Origin of the sequence: Pollutimonas subterranea (assembly GCF_002849655.1) — a bacterium.
Lineage (GTDB): Bacteria > Pseudomonadota > Gammaproteobacteria > Burkholderiales > Burkholderiaceae_B > Pollutimonas > Pollutimonas subterranea.
On the sequence record NZ_PDNW01000012.1, the window covers coordinates 105649 to 124108 of the forward strand.

The 18460-nt window shown below is 55.9% G+C and carries 18 protein-coding genes; 3 read left to right on the forward strand and 15 right to left on the reverse strand.

All coding sequences use genetic code 11. The annotated features are described in order from the left end of the window. Positions 1 to 24: 24 nt before the first annotated feature. The 6 genes from paaN to paaA form a co-directional block, all read right to left on the reverse strand. Entirely contained in the window at positions 25 to 1689 is a 1665-nt protein-coding gene (gene paaN, locus CR159_RS14415) for a phenylacetic acid degradation protein PaaN (RefSeq protein WP_102074659.1), read from the reverse strand. 100 nt (positions 1690 to 1789) lie between these two features. Continuing rightward, entirely contained in the window at positions 1790 to 2872 is a 1083-nt protein-coding gene (gene paaE / locus CR159_RS14420; RefSeq protein WP_439650546.1) for a 1,2-phenylacetyl-CoA epoxidase subunit PaaE, read from the reverse strand. Position 2873: 1 nt separating this feature from the next. Continuing rightward, positions 2874 to 3344: a 1,2-phenylacetyl-CoA epoxidase subunit PaaD gene (gene paaD / locus CR159_RS14425; RefSeq protein ID WP_102074710.1), complete on the reverse strand. Its 471-nt coding sequence runs from the start codon at positions 3342 to 3344 to the stop codon at positions 2874 to 2876. 32 nt (positions 3345 to 3376) lie between these two features. Then, the gene (gene paaC / locus CR159_RS14430; RefSeq protein ID WP_102074660.1) at positions 3377 to 4141 is read right to left on the reverse strand and encodes a 1,2-phenylacetyl-CoA epoxidase subunit PaaC; all 765 of its coding nucleotides are present in this window, start codon (positions 4139 to 4141) and stop codon (positions 3377 to 3379) included. Positions 4142 to 4149: 8 nt separating this feature from the next. Next, positions 4150 to 4437, reverse strand: coding sequence for a 1,2-phenylacetyl-CoA epoxidase subunit PaaB (gene paaB / locus CR159_RS14435; RefSeq protein WP_102074711.1), 288 nt, complete (start codon positions 4435 to 4437; stop codon positions 4150 to 4152). A 53-nt stretch (positions 4438 to 4490) separates the two neighbouring features. Next, positions 4491 to 5483, reverse strand: coding sequence for a 1,2-phenylacetyl-CoA epoxidase subunit PaaA (gene paaA, locus CR159_RS14440; protein ID WP_102074661.1), 993 nt, complete (start codon positions 5481 to 5483; stop codon positions 4491 to 4493). A 138-nt stretch (positions 5484 to 5621) separates the two neighbouring features. Between paaA and paaX the strand changes: the two genes are divergently transcribed. Continuing rightward, entirely contained in the window at positions 5622 to 6569 is a 948-nt protein-coding gene (paaX, locus tag CR159_RS14445) for a phenylacetic acid degradation operon negative regulatory protein PaaX (protein WP_102074662.1), read from the forward strand. On the opposite strand, the gene orn is transcribed toward paaX, so the two are convergent. After that, positions 6559 to 7104 (reverse strand): oligoribonuclease, encoded by a 546-nt coding sequence (orn, locus tag CR159_RS14450; RefSeq protein ID WP_102074663.1) that lies wholly within the window; start codon positions 7102 to 7104, stop codon positions 6559 to 6561. The genes paaX and orn overlap by 11 nt on opposite strands. 45 nt (positions 7105 to 7149) lie before the next feature. On the opposite strand from orn, the gene CR159_RS14455 reads away from it, so the two are divergent. After that, positions 7150 to 8394, forward strand: coding sequence for a M48 family metallopeptidase (locus tag CR159_RS14455; RefSeq protein ID WP_102074664.1), 1245 nt, complete (start codon positions 7150 to 7152; stop codon positions 8392 to 8394). After that, a complete protein-coding gene (gene rsgA / locus CR159_RS14460; RefSeq protein ID WP_102074665.1) occupies positions 8387 to 9292 on the forward strand; it encodes a ribosome small subunit-dependent GTPase A in 906 nt (301 codons plus the stop codon). Before CR159_RS14455 ends, rsgA begins: the two co-directional genes overlap by 8 nt. A gap of 21 nt (positions 9293 to 9313) precedes the next feature. On the opposite strand, the gene CR159_RS14465 is transcribed toward rsgA, so the two are convergent. From CR159_RS14465 to CR159_RS14500, 8 genes are all read right to left on the reverse strand, one after another. Continuing rightward, positions 9314 to 10009 (reverse strand): NUDIX hydrolase, encoded by a 696-nt coding sequence (locus CR159_RS14465; protein WP_233208327.1) that lies wholly within the window; start codon positions 10007 to 10009, stop codon positions 9314 to 9316. Between the two features lie 99 nt (positions 10010 to 10108). Further along, the gene (rplS, locus tag CR159_RS14470; RefSeq protein ID WP_102074667.1) at positions 10109 to 10495 is read right to left on the reverse strand and encodes a 50S ribosomal protein L19; all 387 of its coding nucleotides are present in this window, start codon (positions 10493 to 10495) and stop codon (positions 10109 to 10111) included. Positions 10496 to 11064: 569 nt separating this feature from the next. Beyond that, positions 11065 to 11706: a peroxiredoxin gene (locus CR159_RS14475; protein WP_102074668.1), complete on the reverse strand. Its 642-nt coding sequence runs from the start codon at positions 11704 to 11706 to the stop codon at positions 11065 to 11067. 93 nt (positions 11707 to 11799) lie between these two features. Continuing rightward, entirely contained in the window at positions 11800 to 13623 is a 1824-nt protein-coding gene (locus CR159_RS14480; RefSeq protein ID WP_102074669.1) for an acyl-CoA dehydrogenase, read from the reverse strand. A 125-nt stretch (positions 13624 to 13748) separates the two neighbouring features. Beyond that, positions 13749 to 14741, reverse strand: a complete 993-nt coding sequence (locus tag CR159_RS14485; RefSeq protein WP_439650547.1) for a quinone oxidoreductase family protein — start codon at positions 14739 to 14741, stop codon at positions 13749 to 13751. Further along, positions 14722 to 15639 (reverse strand): 3-hydroxyisobutyrate dehydrogenase, encoded by a 918-nt coding sequence (mmsB, locus tag CR159_RS14490; protein WP_102074672.1) that lies wholly within the window; start codon positions 15637 to 15639, stop codon positions 14722 to 14724. The genes CR159_RS14485 and mmsB overlap by 20 nt, the downstream gene beginning before the upstream one ends. A gap of 81 nt (positions 15640 to 15720) precedes the next feature. Beyond that, positions 15721 to 16923: an ABC transporter substrate-binding protein gene (locus tag CR159_RS14495; protein ID WP_102074673.1), complete on the reverse strand. Its 1203-nt coding sequence runs from the start codon at positions 16921 to 16923 to the stop codon at positions 15721 to 15723. A 29-nt stretch (positions 16924 to 16952) separates the two neighbouring features. Beyond that, a complete protein-coding gene (locus tag CR159_RS14500) occupies positions 16953 to 18449 on the reverse strand; it encodes an aldehyde dehydrogenase family protein (RefSeq protein ID WP_102074674.1) in 1497 nt (498 codons plus the stop codon). Positions 18450 to 18460: the final 11 nt, after the last annotated feature.

Sequence of the window (18460 nt, forward strand, 5' to 3'; positions counted from 1 at the left end):
TGCGTCTCTTTCTTATAGTGTTAATCAGGCATGCCAGCGCGTTTGCACAACGCGGAAGCGATTGGATACGTATGCCGAATCACATAGCGCGGCATTGGCCGCCGGATTCGCCCCGGTACCATGGAAATCGCTGAAGGCGGCTGTCTGGTTCACGAACACGGGCCCCGTCAGATTCAATGAAAGCGAGACACCCGACTGTTCGGCGGCCTTTTGTACTTGCCGCGCAACGGCGTCATCAGTGGTGTAGGCCGACAAGGTCAGTGCACCGTGGTCCAGTACAGTCTGCCTGGCCAATTGGATGCTATGGTCGGTGGAATCGGTGGCTACGACAAATACGATAGGCCCGAACCATTCACGCAGTATTGCCCCGTTGCCGGCATCGGCCTGAAGCAGCAACGGCGTTTGCACCTGGGCATCGCCGAAGTCGGGATGGGCGAGACGGCGGCTATCGCTGAGTACCGGCATGCCCAGGCCCCTGGCCTCGTCGATGCGCTGCAAGGTAGCCGTGCTCTGGATGGCGCCGGTGAGCTCCACGGCTTTGGCAGGGTCGGCGGTAAGCTTGTCGACGGCTTGCGCCAAGCCGGCAGCCACCTCGTCGAAACTCATGTGGCCGTCGGCGGTCTTGATGCCGTCGCGGGGTACGTAAACGTTCTGCGGTGCCGTACACATCTGGCCCGAATACAAGGCAAATGAAAAGGCCAGGTTGCGCGCCACGCCTTTAAAGTCGTCAACGGAATCAATGATCACCTGGTTGACGCCGGCCTTTTCGGTATAGACCTGAGCCTGACGGGCGTGTTCCTCGAGCCAGTTGCCGTTCGTCGTGCTGCCGGTGAAGTCGATGAGTTTGACCGCAGGATTCAACGCCAGCGCCTGAGCGGTGTCATCGCTGGCGGAGTGGGCGGCCAGCAGGACGACATTGGGATCGAACCCGGCCTCGGCCAGTACATCACGGGCAATGCTGACGGTAATGGCGAGCGGAAGAATTGCGGCCGGATGCGGCTTTACGATAACGGTATTTCCGGTGGCCAGGCTGGCAAAAAGCCCGGGATAGCCGTTCCAGGTGGGAAATGTGGAGCATCCCACTACCAGCGCGATGCCGCGCGGCACAACCGTGAACTGCTTCTGCATCTTGATGGGGTCATGCTTGCCCTGCGGCTTTTCCCAACTCACCAGCCCGGGGATCCGGGCCATTTCCTGCCATGCGTAGGCCACGGCTTCCAGGCCACGGTCTTGCGCGTGCGGGCCGCCCGCCTGGAAAGCCATCATGAAACCTTGCCCGGTGGTGTGCTGCACCGCATAGGCCATCTCGAAACTGCGCTGATTGATGCGCTTGAGAATCTCCAGCGATACCCCCGCCCATGCCCGCGGACCCGCCTCGCGCCATGAGGCAAGCGCTTCTTCGGACTGTTCAATGAGGACCTCGGCCGGGACCTGGGGGTAGCCGATATTCAACGCTATACCGAATGGCGAGACTTCGCTGCCGATGCGACCGGTCGCGCCGTCCTGCCGCAAAGGAAAATCGTTGCCCTGGTAGCCTTCGAATGCAGTACGTCCTTCGTCCTTGGCATTCTCGCCATAAACGCGCGGGCTGGCGGACTCTGGAAAAGGACTCCAGTACCCACGTGTCGCGGCGGCAGCCACGGCCTGTTCAAGCACTTGTTCATGGGTAGTAAAAAAATCAGTGGACACTGCACTCACTCCTTTTAAAGGCCGCTCCCGGGGCCGGGGCCGCCAAACATCTATTTTAGGGTTCAACCGCTATGTTTCGATAGGGCCATTGGACGCGGATTCAGGTTTCCTGGTCGAAATCGATGACAAGACGATCGGTTACCGGGAAACTCTGGCAGCACAGGACGAAACCCCGGGCCACTTCGTAGTCTTCAAGCGCAAAGTTGGCATCCATATCGACCTCGCCTTCAATGACTTTGCAGCGACAGGTGGAACAGACGCCGCCTTTGCATGAATAAGGCAGCTCGATGCCCTGGGCCAATGCGGAATCGAGCACGCTGTCCTTGTTCTTTTCTATGCTTAATGTGCGCGTCACGCCGTCTTGTATGACAGTGACTTCACAGAGATCCCTGCCCGGCGCCTTGCGTGCCTCGTGTCCTGTGCGCAGGGCGCGCGGACCTTTGGGCGACCCGAACAGCTCAAACTTGATCGACGACTTATCAAGGCCCTTGTCCATCAGCGCCTTGGTGACGGACTCGGTCATGTCTTGGGGGCCGCAGACGAAGGCGTAGTCGATCATGGACGGATCCATCCATACGTTGAGCAACTGCGCAACCTTGTCTCCATCCAGGCGTCCATTGAACAAATCGATGTCCTGGTGTTCCCGGCTCATCACGTAAACCAGCGAAAACCGCGTCATGTAGCGGTTCTTGATGTCTTCGATTTCCTCGCGGAACAATACGGCGGACGACGCCCGGTTGCCGAAAAACAAAGTAAAGCTGCTTTCGGGCTCGGTGTCGAGCGCGGTTTTCACCAATGACAATATGGGGGTGATACCGCTGCCCACTGCAAAGGCCACATACCGGCGGGCGTTGGCCGGCGAAAACTCAACCGTGAAATTGCCGTCGGGCGGCATGACATCCAGCGACTGCCCGGCTTCCAGATGCTGGTTTGCCCAGCTGGAGAACGCTCCGTCGTTAAGGCGCTTGATCGCAACGCGCAGCTGCCTGTCGCTTGGAGCTGCGCAAATCGAATACGAGCGGCGCAGCTCTTCACCGTCGACACTGGTGCGCAGCGTAAGGTATTGCCCCGGCCGGAATGAAAACTTGTCGTTCAGCTGCCCTGGAACGTCGAAGGTGACAACCACCGCATCGCGGGTGTTCTTGGCCACCGAAGCCACTTTCAAAGAATAGAACTGATTCATTTTAATGTGCCTTGAAGTAATCAAAGGGCTCTCGGCAATCGTTACAACGGTATAAGGCCTTGCACGATGTCGACCCGAAGTGGCTGACCAGCCGGGTATGGTTCGAACCACATAATGGACAGGGCACGACGACGTCCGTGGCGCGCCTTGTAATACCTGAAATATTGATCGCTTTCTCACCGGGCGGCGCGATGCCGTAGCCTTTCAGCGCCGCATGGCCTTCCGGTGTCATCCAGTCGGTCGTCCAGGCCGGTGACAGCTGTGTTTCTATTCGAACGTCCTCGATGCCATGCGCCTGCAATGTGCTGGTGATATCCGCCGAAATTTCATGCATTGCCGGACATCCCGAATAGGTGGGCGTTATGGTCACCACGCAGGTCGACCCATCCCAGCCGATACGGCGGATCAAGCCCAGGTCGACCACCGACAAGACGGGAATCTCGGGGTCTGGAACGCCGGTCAGCCACTGCATGACGTCGTCCGACGACCTTTGCACCAACCCGCTCACCACACCGCTCCCGGATAAGCACGTTGCAGATGTTGCATCTCGGCCAGGATATAACCCAGCGCTTCGGTGTGGCGGCCGGTAACTCCGCCTCGATGTGCCCGATGATGGGCGTCATCGGGATTCGGCAGCGCCACGGTCGACTCCTGGAGCGTGGTGGAGACATGATCGAGCCAGGCCGGCCACAATTGAGAATGCAAGGGCGCAACCTTGCGTTCGGCCAGTGCCTCGGTAATCTCGTCATCCAGGAAGAGTTCGCCGACAAAACGCCACGCGTCGTTGACCGAGTCTTGCATTCTGGCGTGGCTTTCGGCGGTTCCGTCTCCGAGACGCACAAGGATGTCCGACGAGCGGCGCACGTGATAAGTGACTTCCTTGATCGACTTCTCAGCGATGGCTGCCACCCGTTCGTCTGAAGAAGAGCATAACTCCTTGAGCAGGAAGTAATGCCACACGTCGAAGAAGAACTGGCGCGCGATCACGCTACCGTAATGGGTGTTGGGCCGCTCAGCCAGCAGGTAGTTGCGAAACTCAGGCGCATCCCGCAAATAAGCCAATTGGTCCTCATCGCGCGAATTGCCTTCGACCTCGCCGGCCAAGGTCAGCCACAAGCGCGACTGGCCCAGTAGATCGAGCGCCACATTGGTCATGGCAAGATCTTCTTCAAGCGCCGGCCCGTGGCCGGTCAGCTCGGACAAACGGTGCGAGAGTATCAAGGACGTATCGCCCATGCGCAGCAAATACTGAAACAAAGCTTGATCCATGAGATCTCCTACATGTGCTTGATTTCTTCAGGCATCGGAAAGAAAGTGGGATGACGATAGATTTTGCTATTGGCCGGTTCGAACAATGGCTGCTTGTCGCCGGGGCTGCTGGCAACGACATCGGCCGCCTTGACCACCCAGATGCTTAACCCTTCATTGCGACGCGTATAGACGTCGCGCGCATTGTTGATCGCCATTTCTGCGTCGGGCGCATGCAGGCTTCCGACATGCTTGTGGGCCAGGCCATGCTGGCTGCGAATAAAGACTTCCCAGAGGGGCCATCCGTTTTGGCTCATTTTCATATCCTTCGCCGGCTCGGGCCGCCGACACGCATTGAATAAAAGAAAGGTCAGGCAGCGGCTTTTTTGCGAGCCTGCTTGTCGGCATAGGCCGTAAAGGCATCACGAACCCAGGCACCGTCTTCATGCGCCTTGACGCGGGCCTTCAGGCGCTCCTGGTTGCATGGGCCATGGCCCTTGATGACGGCATAGAATTCCGACCAGTCAATGTCCCCGAAGTCGTAATGGCCGAGTTCCTCGTTCCATTTAAGGTCCGGGTCGGGCACTTTCAGGCCCAGGTACTCAGCCTGCGGCACCGTCTGATCGACCATTTTCTGGCGCAACTCGTCGTTGGAGAACAACTTGATGCGCCACTGCATGGATTGCGCGCTATTGGGGGAGTCGGCGTCTGAAGGACCGAACATCATGAGAGCCGGCCACCACCAACGGTTGAAGGCTTCCTGGCACATGTCCTTCTGGGCCTGCGTGCCATGCAGGCACATTTGTATCAGCAGGTCGTAGCCCTGGCGCTGATGAAAAGATTCTTCCTTGCAAACCCGGACCATGGCGCGCGCGTAAGGCCCATATGAGCAGCGACAGAGTGGAATCTGGTTGATGATGGCGGAGCCGTCGACCAGCCACCCTATCATGCCGATATCGGCCCAGCTAAGGGTTGGATAATTGAAAATGCTTGAGTATTTGGCCTTGCCCGAATGCAGGTCGTCGACCAGGTCGTCGCGGGAAACGCCCAAGGTCTCGGCCGCGCTGTACAGATACAGTCCATGACCGGCCTCATCCTGCACCTTGGCCAGCAAGATGGCCTTGCGCTTGAGCGAAGGCGCCCTGGTGATCCAGTTGCCCTCGGGCAGCATGCCGACTATTTCAGAGTGCGCATGCTGGGAGATCTGCCTGACCAGCGTTTTTCGATAGGCCTCGGGCATCCAGTCTTTTGCCTCGATACGAACGCCTTCGTCGATGCGCTGCTGGAAAGCCAATTCAGGCCCAGTCAGTTGTTCGACGCTGCGCACGCTTTTTACCCCGGTTTCAACAAGCTGAGCATACATGAGAGCCTCCTTTCGGCTGGACAATACTTTATGCCTTCATTATTTAATACAAAAATATTGATGTCAATCATATTTTAGTATCAAATAAGATGTGGGCAGCTTCGTATAACATGAGCGCTCTGCCAACGGACACATCTCATGCAAGACTCGCCCAGCACCCTGCAGCGCCTGATCCACTCCCTGCTCGAACGCGATCCGCCTCGGGCAAAATCACTTTGCGTCACCCTGCTGGGCGACGCCATAGGTCCCCACGGGGGCCGCATATGGCTCAGCGATCTCATCGAACTGGTCACTCCCCTTGGCATCAATGAACGGCTGCTGCGCACGAGCGTATTTCGCCTGGTGGCCCAGGGCTGGCTTCAGTCCGAGCGCCATGGCAGGCGCAGCCTGTATCGCCTGAGCGAGCAGGGCGAAGACCTTACCCGCCAAGCCTCCAGCCGTATTTATGAAGGTTCGCCACCGCAATGGGAAGGCGACTGGACGCTGGTCATCCTGCCCCGCTTTGGAAACGGCAGCATGAGCAAACGCAGCGAGGTGCGCCGAGAGCTGATCTGGGCGGGATTCGGCGCCATCGCGCCAGGCATTTTCGCCCTGCCCCGCAATCAGGCGGACGTGGCACAGAAAGTGCTCAATAAACTGAAGTTGTCGAACAATGCGCTGGTGCTCGGCGCCCATGACATGAACGAGAACAAGGGGCTCGCGATCAGTTCGCTGATTTCACAATGCTGGGATCTGGAAGGGGTGGCACGCCAGTATCAGGAATTTTCCGAGACATTCGGCCCCATGCTGGCGGCCATCGGCGATAACATCCGGCCATCGCAGGCCTTTGCGGTGCGTGCCCTGACCATACATGAGTGGCGCCGCATCGTTTTGCACGATCCCCAATTACCCAACCAGATGCTGCCCCCGGACTGGCCCGGTCATGCGGCGCGCGTTTTATGCGGCGAGCTGTACTGGTCGATTTTTGACCTAGCGGAACGTCACCTTGATCAGTTGCTGGATAAGGATCCCGTGCATTACCAGCCGGCCAAGCCGTCCATCTACAAACGGTTTGGCCCGCAGCGCATGGCACAAGCTACAACTTGATGAAGTGCTCGCGATAATGCTTGAGTTCTTCGATTGATTCATAGATATCGGCCAATGCTTCATGCCGGCTTTTCTTGACAAAGCTTTTGTACACCTCGGGCTTCCACCGCAGGGATAGCTCTTTCAATGTACTGACGTCGAGATTGCGATAATGGAAAAAAGCCTCGAGCCTGGGCATGTACTTGACCATGAAACGCCGATCCTGACCGATGGTGTTACCGCACATCGGCGATTTCCCGGCCGGCACATACTGAGCCATGAATTCCAGCAGTTGTTCTTCAGCCTGCTCTTCGGATATGGTAGAGGCCTTGACCTTGTCGGTCAGTCCGCTTTTCCCGTGCGTGGACTGATTCCATTTGTCCATGGCGTCCAATAGTTCGTTGCTCTGGTGTATAACCAACACTGGGCCTTCAGCGACAAACGTCAGGTCAGGCTCCGTAATGACCACAGCCACCTCGATAATACGTTCTTTTTCGGGATCAAGGCCCGTCATTTCCATATCTAGCCACACCAACCGCTGCTCGTTCGCCGCCATATAATCCTTCCTTAAAACACCGATTTTCGCATAATGGCGCTCTCTATGTTTACCTTGGCCTTCATTGTCTTCCTACTTTCCGATATCGCGATGCGCCTATGGCTGGCATCTCGCCAGTTGCGTCACGTTCATCGGCATCGGGCGGCCGTCCCGGCGGAGTTTTCCGACCGCATAAGCCTTCATAGCCATCAGCGGGCCGCCGACTACACCACAGCCAAAATGAAGGTATCGATGGTAGAGCGCGTCATCGAAGCGGTCGTGCTGGTCGCATTCACCCTGCTCGGGGGCCTGCAAGCGCTGGACGTCCAGCTGGGCAACCTGATCGACAACGAAATGCTGCGCCAGTTATGCCTGATCGGGGTGGTGATGGCTTTGCTCGGTGTCGTCGGCCTGCCGTTTTCGATCTGGAAGAAATTCAAGCTTGAAGCCCGGTTTGGCTTCAACCGCATGACGCCACTGCTGTTTATGCTGGATGCGTTCAAAACCCTGGTCCTTAGCCTTGTGCTGGGCACCCCTCTGGTGGCAAGCATCCTGTGGATCATGGGCAATGCAGGCCCCTACTGGGTCTTGTGGGCCTGGGGAATATGGGTTGCGTTCAATCTGCTCGTGCTCTGGCTTTTGCCCACGGTCATCGCTCCCCTGTTCAACAAGTTCACCCCCTTGAACAATCCCGAGATGGCCGACCGCATCCATCGGCTGGCACAGCGTTGCGGTTTTTCGCTTAGCGGTTTGTTCGTCATGGACGGGTCCAAGCGCTCGGCGCACGGCAATGCCTATTTCACCGGTTTTGGCAAAGCGCGACGCATCGTCTTCTTCGACACCTTGCTTGCACGCCTGAATATCGACGAAATCGAAGCCGTGCTGGCGCACGAGCTGGGGCACTTCAAGCATAAGCACATCCTCAAGCGCATGGCCATCAGTTTCAGCGTGGCCTTGCTGTTTGCCTTGCTACTGGCCTGGCTATCGACCCAGGTCTGGTTTTATGTCCAGTTGGGCGTGCTGCCGCAGCTGGGCCGGCCCAACGACGCCCTGGCCTTGATACTGTTTTTTCTCGCCCTGCCGGTGTTCACGTTCTGGCTCACTCCGCTTGCCAGCTGGATATCCCGCAAAGACGAATTCCAGGCCGACCACTATGCCGCCCAGCAGTGCTCGCCCGACGCCCTGGTATCGGCCCTGGTGAAACTTTATGACGACAATGCCGCCACCTTGACGCCCGATCCGGTACACTCGGCGTTTTATGATAGCCACCCACCCGCCGTGATACGAATACAGAACTTGAAGCATGGCTAGCACGCCCGCGCCCGAAGGGCGCATCATTGCGGCGCATGGACGCCACTACACAGTAGAATTTCCCGACGGCAGCCTGCGCAAATGTTTTCCACGCGGCAAGAAGGCCGGCGCAACGGTTGGCGATTACGTCGTCATCAGCCCCCAGGGGGCCGACGAAGGCTCCATCGATCGTATCCTTGAGCGTCGCAACCTGCTGTACCGCTCCGACGATATGCGAACCAAGCAGTTTGCGGCCAATGTCGACCAGCTGCTTATCGTCGTCGCTCCCGAACCCGCGTTTTCCGACGACTTGACCGGTCGCTCGCTGGTGGCAGCGTGGAGCGCCGGAATAGAACCCATCGTCGTCCTGAACAAGATCGATCTCACTAATAGCATAAGCCAGGCGCGCCAGCGCCTGGCCACCCTTTCGAAACTGGGCATTCATATCGTCGAGCTCAGCGCGCACGCGCCTGAGCAGATGCGCACCGCCCTCTTGCCCCTGCTGCGGGACCGCTGCACCCTGCTGCTGGGTCAAAGCGGCATGGGGAAATCGACAATACTGAACGCGCTCGTGCCAAACGCCCGCGCACATACCCAGGAACATTCCCAGGCGCTGGGGGCCGGGAAACACACGACCACCAGTACCCGCCTATACCATTTGCCGGAACAGCCTGGCGACATCATCGATTCGCCCGGCTTCCAGGCCTTTGGCCTCTATCACCTGACCGCGACGGATATCGAGCGTGGTTTTCCGGAATTCACAGAGGCGATTCAGAACTGCCGTTTCTATAACTGCACGCACAGGCATGAGCCGGGATGCGGAGTACTGGCAGCCATGGAGCAAGGCGCCATCACTGCTGCGCGCCACGAGCTTTACAAGCGCATACTGGCCGAGAACGAAGCCCAGGGACGATACTGATTCCGATAGGCCGCCCCAAAGCTAGCTATGCTGGGCCTGGGCAGCGGCAAGAAAGTGGTAGAAGTTTCGTATCAGGGCCGCCGTAGCGCCCCAGATGAAATAGGACTTCCACGTTATCGAAAAATAAAAGCGGTGTCCGCCACCCGGCAGCGCGGCCTCATGCAGACGATGCAAGCCAGTATCCATCAGCACAGACAGTGGCACCTCGAATACCTCGGCGACTTCGGTGAGATCGGGACTGATGGTGAATCCCGGACGTATCGACCCTATGACCGGCTTCATGGTGAAGCGAGTGGAGGTCAGGAAGCTTGGCTGCGTACCGATGATGTCGATAAATTCGGGCGACACACCGATTTCTTCATGGGTTTCCCGTACTGCTGCCGCAATAGCGTCGGCGTCTGTGGATTCAATGCGCCCGCCCGGAAAACATATTTGCCCTGCGTGATCATACAGATGCGAGGCCCTGCGCGTAAACACCACGTGTACGCCAGAGGGACGCTGCACCAGCGCAACAAAGACCGCGGCCTTGATAACACCATGGTGCCCGATGACATCGGCCTGGAAAGAGTCGACAAAAATAGGTTCGACTCGCCATTCAACGGGAACCGCGAATGCGGAAGAAATGAAATCGAGCTGAATCGACGCCTTGGAGAGAGGTGGCAATATTTCGCTCGAAATGACGGGTTGGACCAGGGGGTCGAAGCCCGGTAGAATCACACGCCTGTTTCTAGGAATAACGGTGTTCTGAGACATAAAATAAATAAAGCAAAGGCACCCATGGGGTGCCTTTGCTGGTTTAAACCGGAAAAACGCTGCTTATTTAGCGGCTGCTTTCTTGGGGTTGCGAACCAGCTTTTCTTTGATACGAGCAGCCTTACCCGAACGGCTGCGCAAGTAATAAAGTTTAGCACGACGAACATCACCGCGACGTTTTACTTCGATGCTTGCGATTTGCGGGGAATAGAGCTGGAACGTACGTTCAACAGCTTCGCCAGAGGAAATCTTGCGAACGATAAAGGCTGAATTCAGACCACGATTGCGGCGGGCAATGACCACGCCTTCGTAAGCCTGGACGCGTTTGCGCGCGCCTTCGACCACGTTTACGTTGACGATAACAGTATCGCCAGGGCCGAATGTGGGCATTTCTGCGCCGCCGGTAAGGCGCGCAATTTCTTCTTGTTCAAGAATTTCAATCAAATTCACGGTAAAGCTCCTGATTTCATCATGACACGGGCTAATTTTTGATATGTAGCAAGCCAGGCAGAGGATGAGTTAGCAAAGCCGATTATTGTACAGGCAAAAGCCTTATATTAAAAGCCGCCTGCGGCCCCGAGCCACATAAGCCCAGGTATTGTTGCGCCCCATGCTGCGACCAGGCAGATATCAGCCACCATGGTACCCCGTGTAAGGTACGAGCACTTGCCCCGGCTGGGCCGTGAATGGAAGGGCCATTTGGATGGCTGTTTTTTTGGTTGATACGTTTGCATGGGGTTGTCTCCAGAAATGGCCGCGACAATGAGGTTCACTGCAAGCGCCTGCTACACCAGGCAGTGCAACACGACGCTGAGCACTGTTTAAAAAAACAGCTATCGCGTAAATAGAACTGTATAAAACAACAGTATTATTTGCAAGCGTTAATTTGCCTTATGCGGCAATAAACTGACAACCCCCGTTCCAGCCGCTTTCCCTTTCCGCCTTTTTGCCAAAGGTAAAGGAATGACAGTCGAAAAAAAACCCGCCAGGTGGCGGGTTGAGGCGGTATTACGTCGTAATCACTTATTGGGCTGGGGCGTGACACGCAGGTAGGGGCGTACTTCCGTATAGCCTTTAGGGAATTTCTCTTTCAGTACCGCTTCGTCTTTGAGCGAGGGAACGATGATGACATCGTCACCATCCTGCCAATTTACTGGCGTGGCAACGCTATGGCTGTCCGTCAGCTGCAGGGAATCGATCACACGAAGGATTTCATTGAAGTTGCGCCCTGTGCTGGCCGGATAGGTCAGGGTCAGGCGGATTTTCTTGGCAGGATCAATAATGAATACCGAACGGACCGTAGCGGTCGTACTGGCATTCGGGTGGATCATGTCGTAGAGCGCCGATACCTTGCGATCCGCATCCGCCAAGATGGGAAATTCCACCTTGGTGTTTTGCGTATCGTTGATATCTTCGATCCATTTTTTGTGTGACTCGGCATCGTCCACCGATACGGCAAGTACCTTGACGTTGCGCTTGGCGAATTCGCCAGACACAATGGCCGTGTAGCCGAGTTCTGTTGTACATACCGGCGTGAAATCGGCGGGGTGCGAAAACAACACACCCCAGCTGTCACCTAGATACTCGTGTAAACGGATCTTTCCGATGGAAGAATCCTGTTCGAAATCAGGGGCGGTATCGCCCAAACGCAAAGTTGACATAATGGCTCTCTTGGTCGTAGAACAAAAGGAAAAGGTATGCCATATATTGTGGCAGCATAAGAACGCTAAAGGAAATAACCCCTAAACATATACTTATGCCGTGCCTGCCGTAGCAGCATACCGACTCGCAACGTTTCCTTCCACGATGGAAGCCGACAGCGACTCGGCCCGAGGAAGAATATGCGCAGCATAGAAAATACTGGTAGCAAGCTTTTGAGTATAAAACGCCGTGCCCTGCCCCGCATCGGCCTTTTGACTGCAAACCAGTGCCGCACGTGCCAATTGCCAGCCGGCATGAACCGTACCTGCCAGCATCAGGTAAGGCACGCTGCCCAGGAAAACAGCGCGAATCGATGATTGCGCATTGGCCAACGTAAATGCCGTCGCCTTATCGTAAGCGTCTATGGCGGCGTTCAGGCGCCGGGCTATCAAGGCCAAACCGTCCGCATCCGTAGCCACCTTGGCGCAGGCATCTTCCAACTGAGCAACCACCGACCGCATCTCGCTGGACAGCGCCTTTGCAACGGCGCCGCCATCGCGAATTATTTTTCGCCCCACAAAATCATTGGCCTGGATCGCCGTGGTGCCTTCGTAAATGGGCAGGATGCGGGCATCACGGTAAAACTGGGCAGCCCCGGTCTCTTCGATGAAGCCCATTCCGCCATGGACTTGCACGCCCAGGGAGGCAACCTCGATGGAAGACTCGGTGGAAAAGCCTTTGACTATCGGGACCAGATATTCGTATAGAGCCTTGTTCTGCGCCCTGACGGCGGCGTCGGAATGACGGCGCGAGGAGTCGCACGCTGCCGCGGCCACGTACGCCAAGGCTCGGCCGCCCTCCGTCAGCGCCCGCATGCTCAGTAGCATGCGTTGCACATCAGGGTGATCTGAAATAGCAACGGGGCCCGCCGAGCCCTCTAGTGCCTGGCCTTGACGGCGCTCGTCGGCATAAGCCACCGCATGTTGCAAAGCCCGTTCCGATACTGCAATACCCTGGACTCCTACCGCATATCGCGCAGCGTTCATCATGATGAACATGTACTCGAGCCCACGGTTTTCTTCTCCGACTACATAGCCGATAGCGCCTTCCCCAACGTCGCCCTTGCCGGAGCCATACAGCAGAACCGCTGTCGGGCTTCCGTGTATGCCCAGCTTATGTTCGAGCGATGCACACCAGACGTCGTTGCGCTGCCCCAGCGTGCCATCTTCATTGACCAGAAACTTGGGCACAATGAACAGTGAAATCCCTTTTACGCCTTTAGGCGCATCCGGCGTACGCGCCAGCACCAAGTGCACGATATTTTCCGCCATATCGTGTTCGCCGTAGGTGATGAAGATTTTCTGCCCGGACAAGCGGTAGCTCCCATCGTCCTGCCTTACCGCCCTGGTGGCAATCTGAGCCAGGTCCGAGCCCGCCTGAGGCTCGGTAAGATTCATCGTTCCGGTCCAGCGGCCCTCGAGCATGGGCGGGATGAAGCGTGATTGCTGATCGTGCGTGCCCACGGCCGTCAAGGCTTCGATGACGCCATCGGTAAGCAGGGGGCACAATGAAAACGCCAGGCTGGCCGCGTTCATGTTTTCACTGGCAGGAGCGCCGACTAGCTTGGGCAAGCCCTGCCCGCCCCATTCTTGCTCGTGCTGCAAACCTTGCCAGCCACCTTGTGCGAATTCATGAAAAGCGTTCTTGAATCCCGGCGAGGTAGTCACTTGTCCGTCTGTCCATTGGGAAGGTGAAGTATCACCGGCCCGATTCAGCGGGGCAATGGCCTGCTCCACGAATCTGGCGTTCTCTTCCAGCACCGCATCGACCAGGTCCTCCGAAACTTCTTCAAAACCCGGCAAGGCCAACACACTTTTCAGGCCCGCCAGCTCTTTAAGGACAAAACGAATATCTTGGGTTGGTGCGCGATAACTCACTTGATCTCCACAATGTAAACAGTCGCGGTTTTATTCGAACCATCGTTATTGATTTCATGAACAATGTCTGCGGATCATTTTGCCATACTTTCACACTGGCCCGAACGTAATGCAATAGAGAGAAATCAAGGAATCAATATGATTGATCCCGTAGTATTCCGAGACTCCAGTGCCTCATGCATTAATGCAACATCCTCAAGCGGCACACGGTGCTTTATATCTACTTTGACTGCGCCGCTAGCAAGCACCTCGAACAAGCCTTCCGCAAGCGACTCAATGTCCGAGCGTTCTTGGATAAAAGTAGCGAGAGTAGGCTTGGCAAGAAAAATCGACCCTTTTTGAGCCAGCACGCTTATGTCTATTGCATCAACCGGGCCGCTCGCTTGGCCAAAGCTGACCATGGTTCCCAAGGGCCGCAGAGCATCCAGCGAACCCGCAAACGTATCCTTGCCAATAGAGTCATAAACGACATCAACACCTCGCCCTGCCGTAAGCTGCCTGACATGCCCGGCAAAGTCGGTATCACGATACAAAATTACATGATCGCATCCCATTGCCTTGGCAATCGGCATTTTTTCTATAGACCCAACAGTACCTATAACCATGGCACCCAGATACTTGGCCCATTGACAAAGCAATTGCCCAACGCCGCCCGCTGCCGAATGAACAAGCACCACATCGCCTTGTTTAACGGCATAAATTCTGTGCAGTAAATACTGTGCCGTGGTCCCCTTTACCAAACAGGCAGCGGCTATCTCGTCGGAAACAAAATCAGGAAGCTTTACCAGGCGAGACGCGTCAATAAGCCGCTTTTGCGCATAAGCTCCTCGAACCATCCAATAGGCAACCCGATCGCCTGTATGGAAACCACTGACGCCTGGTCCAACCTCCTCGACAACACCCGCCGCCTCGACCCCTAAGATTGCAGGATGGTCTATGGCGTATTGCCCACTGATTGCCGTCCGATGATAGACATCAATCAGATTAACGCCGATGGCCGTTTGCCGAAGCAACACCTCCCCGCTGCGCGGCGCATCCAATTCCTGGAAAACCGGCTCCAGGACTTCGGCCCCGCCGGGCCGAGTTGTGCGTATGGCCTTAATCGGAGGCATTTTCATTCGAAACCCCTGTGCGGCCTGAGACCAGATTAAAAATAAAACTAAAATCCTTGGCTGCGTAACCGTTGTCGACCGCTTTTTGATAAAGCGCAGCAGCGCTTGCGGCAGTGGGAGTAGAAGTGGAGACATCAGCGGCGGCACTTTGAGACAGCAGCATGTCTTTGAGCATCATGGCCATGGAGAACCCGGCGGCATAATCGCGATTGGCGGGCGAGGCAGGCACCGGACCAGGCACCGGACAATAAGCCTGTAAGGCCCAGCAATTGCCGGACCCTTTTGTCACGACATCGTACACAGTCTGGTAATCCAGGCCCAAACGCTCAGCCAAGGTAAGCGCTTCGCTGAGCGCAACCATGCTCATGCCAGCCATCATATTGTTGCAGATTTTCATTGCCTGGCCACAACCTGCAGCGCCCACATGGACCAGGGAAGTTCCCATGCACGTCAAGGTCGGAACCACGCGATCGAAGGCCTCCTTGGTCCCGCCGACCATGAATACCAGCGTTCCTGCCTCGGCAGCCGGCACCGCTCCGGAAACTGGGGCATCCACCATAACAAAACCCGCCGCTTCAGCGGCTTGGCTAACCGCACGCGAATTCTCGACGTCAATAGTCGAACTATCTATCAGCAACGTACCCGGGCGCGCATGTTGCAACACCCCGTCTGGCCCCTCGTAGACTGCACGGACATGTTTCCCGGTAGGGACCATGGAAATGACAATATCCGCTACCGCTACGGCGTCGGCAATGGAAGCTGCCGTCTGGCCGCCGACACTAACCAGGCGATTACAATTTTCAGCAACAAGATCGAAACCAATAACGTTATACCCGGCTTTCAATAAGTTTTTAGACATCGGGTAACCCATGTTGCCCAATCCAATAAAGGCAATCGTCGACATAATGCAACTCCTGTAAATAGGTACCTCCCAAGGTTAAATACCAGACCAACGGCCCGCCATTCAGCCTTGGGACCGCGGTTTTCAGCTTTTTTTGACTAGCTCACACATGCTTTCAGAGAGCGGCATAGTGACTTGATCGGCTGGAATTGTTCTAAGGATTTTGTAATAGTCCCAAGGCCCTTTTGATTCGGCTGGCGATTTAACCTGGATCAGGTACATATCGTGCTCCATACGACCATCAACACGAACTTTGCCATTTTGGGCAAAAAAGTCGTTTACCGGCAGTTCGCGCATTTTTTCCGCAACCACCTTGCCATCTGCGGTTCCAGCAGCTTTGGCGGCCTTCAGATAATGCATCACCGAAGAGTACACACCCGCCTGCACCATACCCGGCTTACGCTTGGTCCGTTCTTCAAATCTCTTGGCGAATTCCCGGCTCGCATCGTCGCGATCCCAATAATACGCAGTTGTGGCGACAAGCCCTTTTGCCTTATCCAACCCCAAAGCATTGACATCGCTAATGACCAGGGCCAGCGCCACCAGTCGCTGACCTTGATCTACCAAACCAAAATCAGCTGCCTGCTTGATGGAATTGACCGTATCCGTGCCGCCATTGGCCAAGCCGACTATCTTGGCTTTGGACGACTGCGCTTGCAGCAGGAATGACGCGAAATCTGACGTATTAACGGGATGATTAACCTGACCTAGTACTTTGCCGCCGTTCGCGACGACCGTTTTTGTCAGGTCTGCCGCCATCTGTGCGCCAAATGCATAGTCCGCAGCAAGAATGAACCACTCTTTCCCGCCATCTTGAAGCACGCCGCGGGCGGTACCCACCGATGAGGCATAGGTATCAAATGTCCAGTGAAAACCAGTAGGAGAACAATTTTCGTTGGTCAGCTTGGTTGAGAACGGGCCGGAAGCAAGCGTTATTTTTCCACGCTCTTTGGCCAACCCCTGTACCGCAAGGGCAACCGCAGAATTGGTCAGATCCGCAATAACTTCAACATTGTCGACATCGAACCACTTGCGCGCGGTCGAGGTGGCGATATCGGTTTTATTTTGGTGATCGGCTGAAAGCACTTCAATCTTCTTGCCCAGCAAGGTGCCGCCAAAGTCTTCCACCGCCATTTTGGCGGCGACGACGGACGTTACACCGCCAAAGTCAGAATACAGCCCGGACTGGTCATTCAAGACGCCAATACGTATTACATCGCCGGCGGCAAAAGCAAGCGGTGCAGAAAAGCATGCAGCCAGCCCAATCGCCATAATGGTCTTTTTCATGTGTTGTCTCCGTCCTTTTATGCCTGTGGTCAGGCTAAATTAATAATGATGGTTTTCTTATTGGTGAAGTGTTCCAGCATCGCCTCCAATGATGCTTCTTTTCCAAGGCCAGACTGCTTTATGCCACCATACGACAGCCCAGGCTGCGCGACGATGTTCTGATTAACCTGGACAAAACCAGCCTGCAAGCGCTGTGTTGCATCCATTGCCAGCTTGATGTTGCTGGTCCAGATGGTTGCGGCTAATGCGAAGTCCGAGTCATTGGCTTGCCGAATAGCGTCTTCATAGTCTTTGAAAGCGATAACGCAAGTGACCGGGCCGAAAATCTCTTCGCGGGCAACCTGATGATCATTTGAAATACCCGTAAACATAACGGGTTGAACAAAGAGGCCGTCTTTCAAGGCTGGGTCTTCAGGGACAACAGATAGCCGATGAGACTTTGCCCCCGGGACTTGCTCGCCAAGGCTTATATATGAATGCACGCGCTCAAACTGCGCACGCGAAATAATGGTGCCTATATCGGTAGATTCGTCGAGCGGGTCACCCATTTTCATGGCATTGACCTTTTCCTTGACCTTCTCCACAAAGATATCAACGATAGATTCATGGACAAACATCCGCGAAGCCGCTGTGCAGCTTTGGCCTTGGCGTGTAAAGCGCATCCCCGACACGGCGCCAGCCACCGCTTTGTCAAGATCGGCATCATCCATCACTATCATGGGGCTTTTCCCGCCTAGCTCCAAGGTGACCGGAATGAGCTTTTCAGCGGCTGCTCGTGCAATATGCTTGCCCGTTTCGACCGACCCGGTGAACGTCACTTTACCCACCCGTGGGTGAGCAACCAGTGGTGCGCCACAAGTCGGGCCGTCCCCGGACAAAATATTAGCCACTCCCGCCGGCAATACTTCGTTCACGATCTCGATTACCCGTAGGGCAGCCAAAGGTGCCTCTTCGGCGGACTTGACCACAACTGTATTTCCCGCCGCAATCGCTGGCGCGATCTTGAATGCCATCAGCATTAACGGAACATTCCAGGGAATAATAGCGGCCACCACGCCTATGGGTTCCCGCTGCGTCAGCGTAAGCATTTTAGGGTCAAAGGGCACTGTTTCGCCCTTGAGCTCGCTAGTCAGGCCGCCGTAAAAACTAAAGCACTCTGCTACCAGTTTCGCCTCCACCCGGCTTTCGGTACGAATAGCCTTGCCCGTCTCCAGCGCAAGCAGCTGCGCGATTTCTTCGGAATGCTCCAATAGGCGCCGGGCACATTCATGCAAGGCTTTACCCCGCTCGCGTGCCGATGTCTGGGCCCAAGCGACTTGAGCCTTGCTTGCTGCGGCAACCGCCACATTCACGTCATCCGCCGCGCCGTTTGCTGCGTACCCTATTTCCTTACCCGTTGCGGGATTTACGACGGGAAAACTGGTATCTGAAAGCGCCGGCGCAAACCGGCCATCAATAAGATGGTGTCCCGACAAACGTTTAGCCAAGGATGCTGCAGCAATAGCCGCTTGCGATAAATTACCCAAGATATATCTCC

Bases quoted from the DNA above. Each gene is read 5' to 3' on its own strand.
- paaE (WP_439650546.1), bottom strand. From the start codon at position 2,872: ATGAATCAGTTCTATTCTTTGAAAGTGGCTTCGGTGGCCAAGAACACC.
- paaD (WP_102074710.1), bottom strand. From the start codon at position 3,344: ATGCAGTGGCTGACCGGCGTTCCAGACCCCGAGATTCCCGTCTTGTCG.
- paaC (WP_102074660.1), bottom strand. From the start codon at position 4,141: ATGGATCAAGCTTTGTTTCAGTATTTGCTGCGCATGGGCGATACGTCC.
- paaB (WP_102074711.1), bottom strand. From the start codon at position 4,437: ATGAGCCAAAACGGATGGCCCCTCTGGGAAGTCTTTATTCGCAGCCAG.
- paaA (WP_102074661.1), bottom strand. From the start codon at position 5,483: ATGTATGCTCAGCTTGTTGAAACCGGGGTAAAAAGCGTGCGCAGCGTC.
- paaX (WP_102074662.1), top strand. From the start codon at position 5,622: ATGCAAGACTCGCCCAGCACCCTGCAGCGCCTGATCCACTCCCTGCTC.
- orn (WP_102074663.1), bottom strand. From the start codon at position 7,104: ATGGCGGCGAACGAGCAGCGGTTGGTGTGGCTAGATATGGAAATGACG.
- CR159_RS14455 (WP_102074664.1), top strand. From the start codon at position 7,150: ATGTTTACCTTGGCCTTCATTGTCTTCCTACTTTCCGATATCGCGATG.
- rsgA (WP_102074665.1), top strand. From the start codon at position 8,387: ATGGCTAGCACGCCCGCGCCCGAAGGGCGCATCATTGCGGCGCATGGA.
- CR159_RS14475 (WP_102074668.1), bottom strand. From the start codon at position 11,706: ATGTCAACTTTGCGTTTGGGCGATACCGCCCCTGATTTCGAACAGGAT.
- CR159_RS14485 (WP_439650547.1), bottom strand. From the start codon at position 14,741: ATGAAAATGCCTCCGATTAAGGCCATACGCACAACTCGGCCCGGCGGG.
- mmsB (WP_102074672.1), bottom strand. From the start codon at position 15,639: ATGTCGACGATTGCCTTTATTGGATTGGGCAACATGGGTTACCCGATG.
- CR159_RS14495 (WP_102074673.1), bottom strand. From the start codon at position 16,923: ATGAAAAAGACCATTATGGCGATTGGGCTGGCTGCATGCTTTTCTGCA.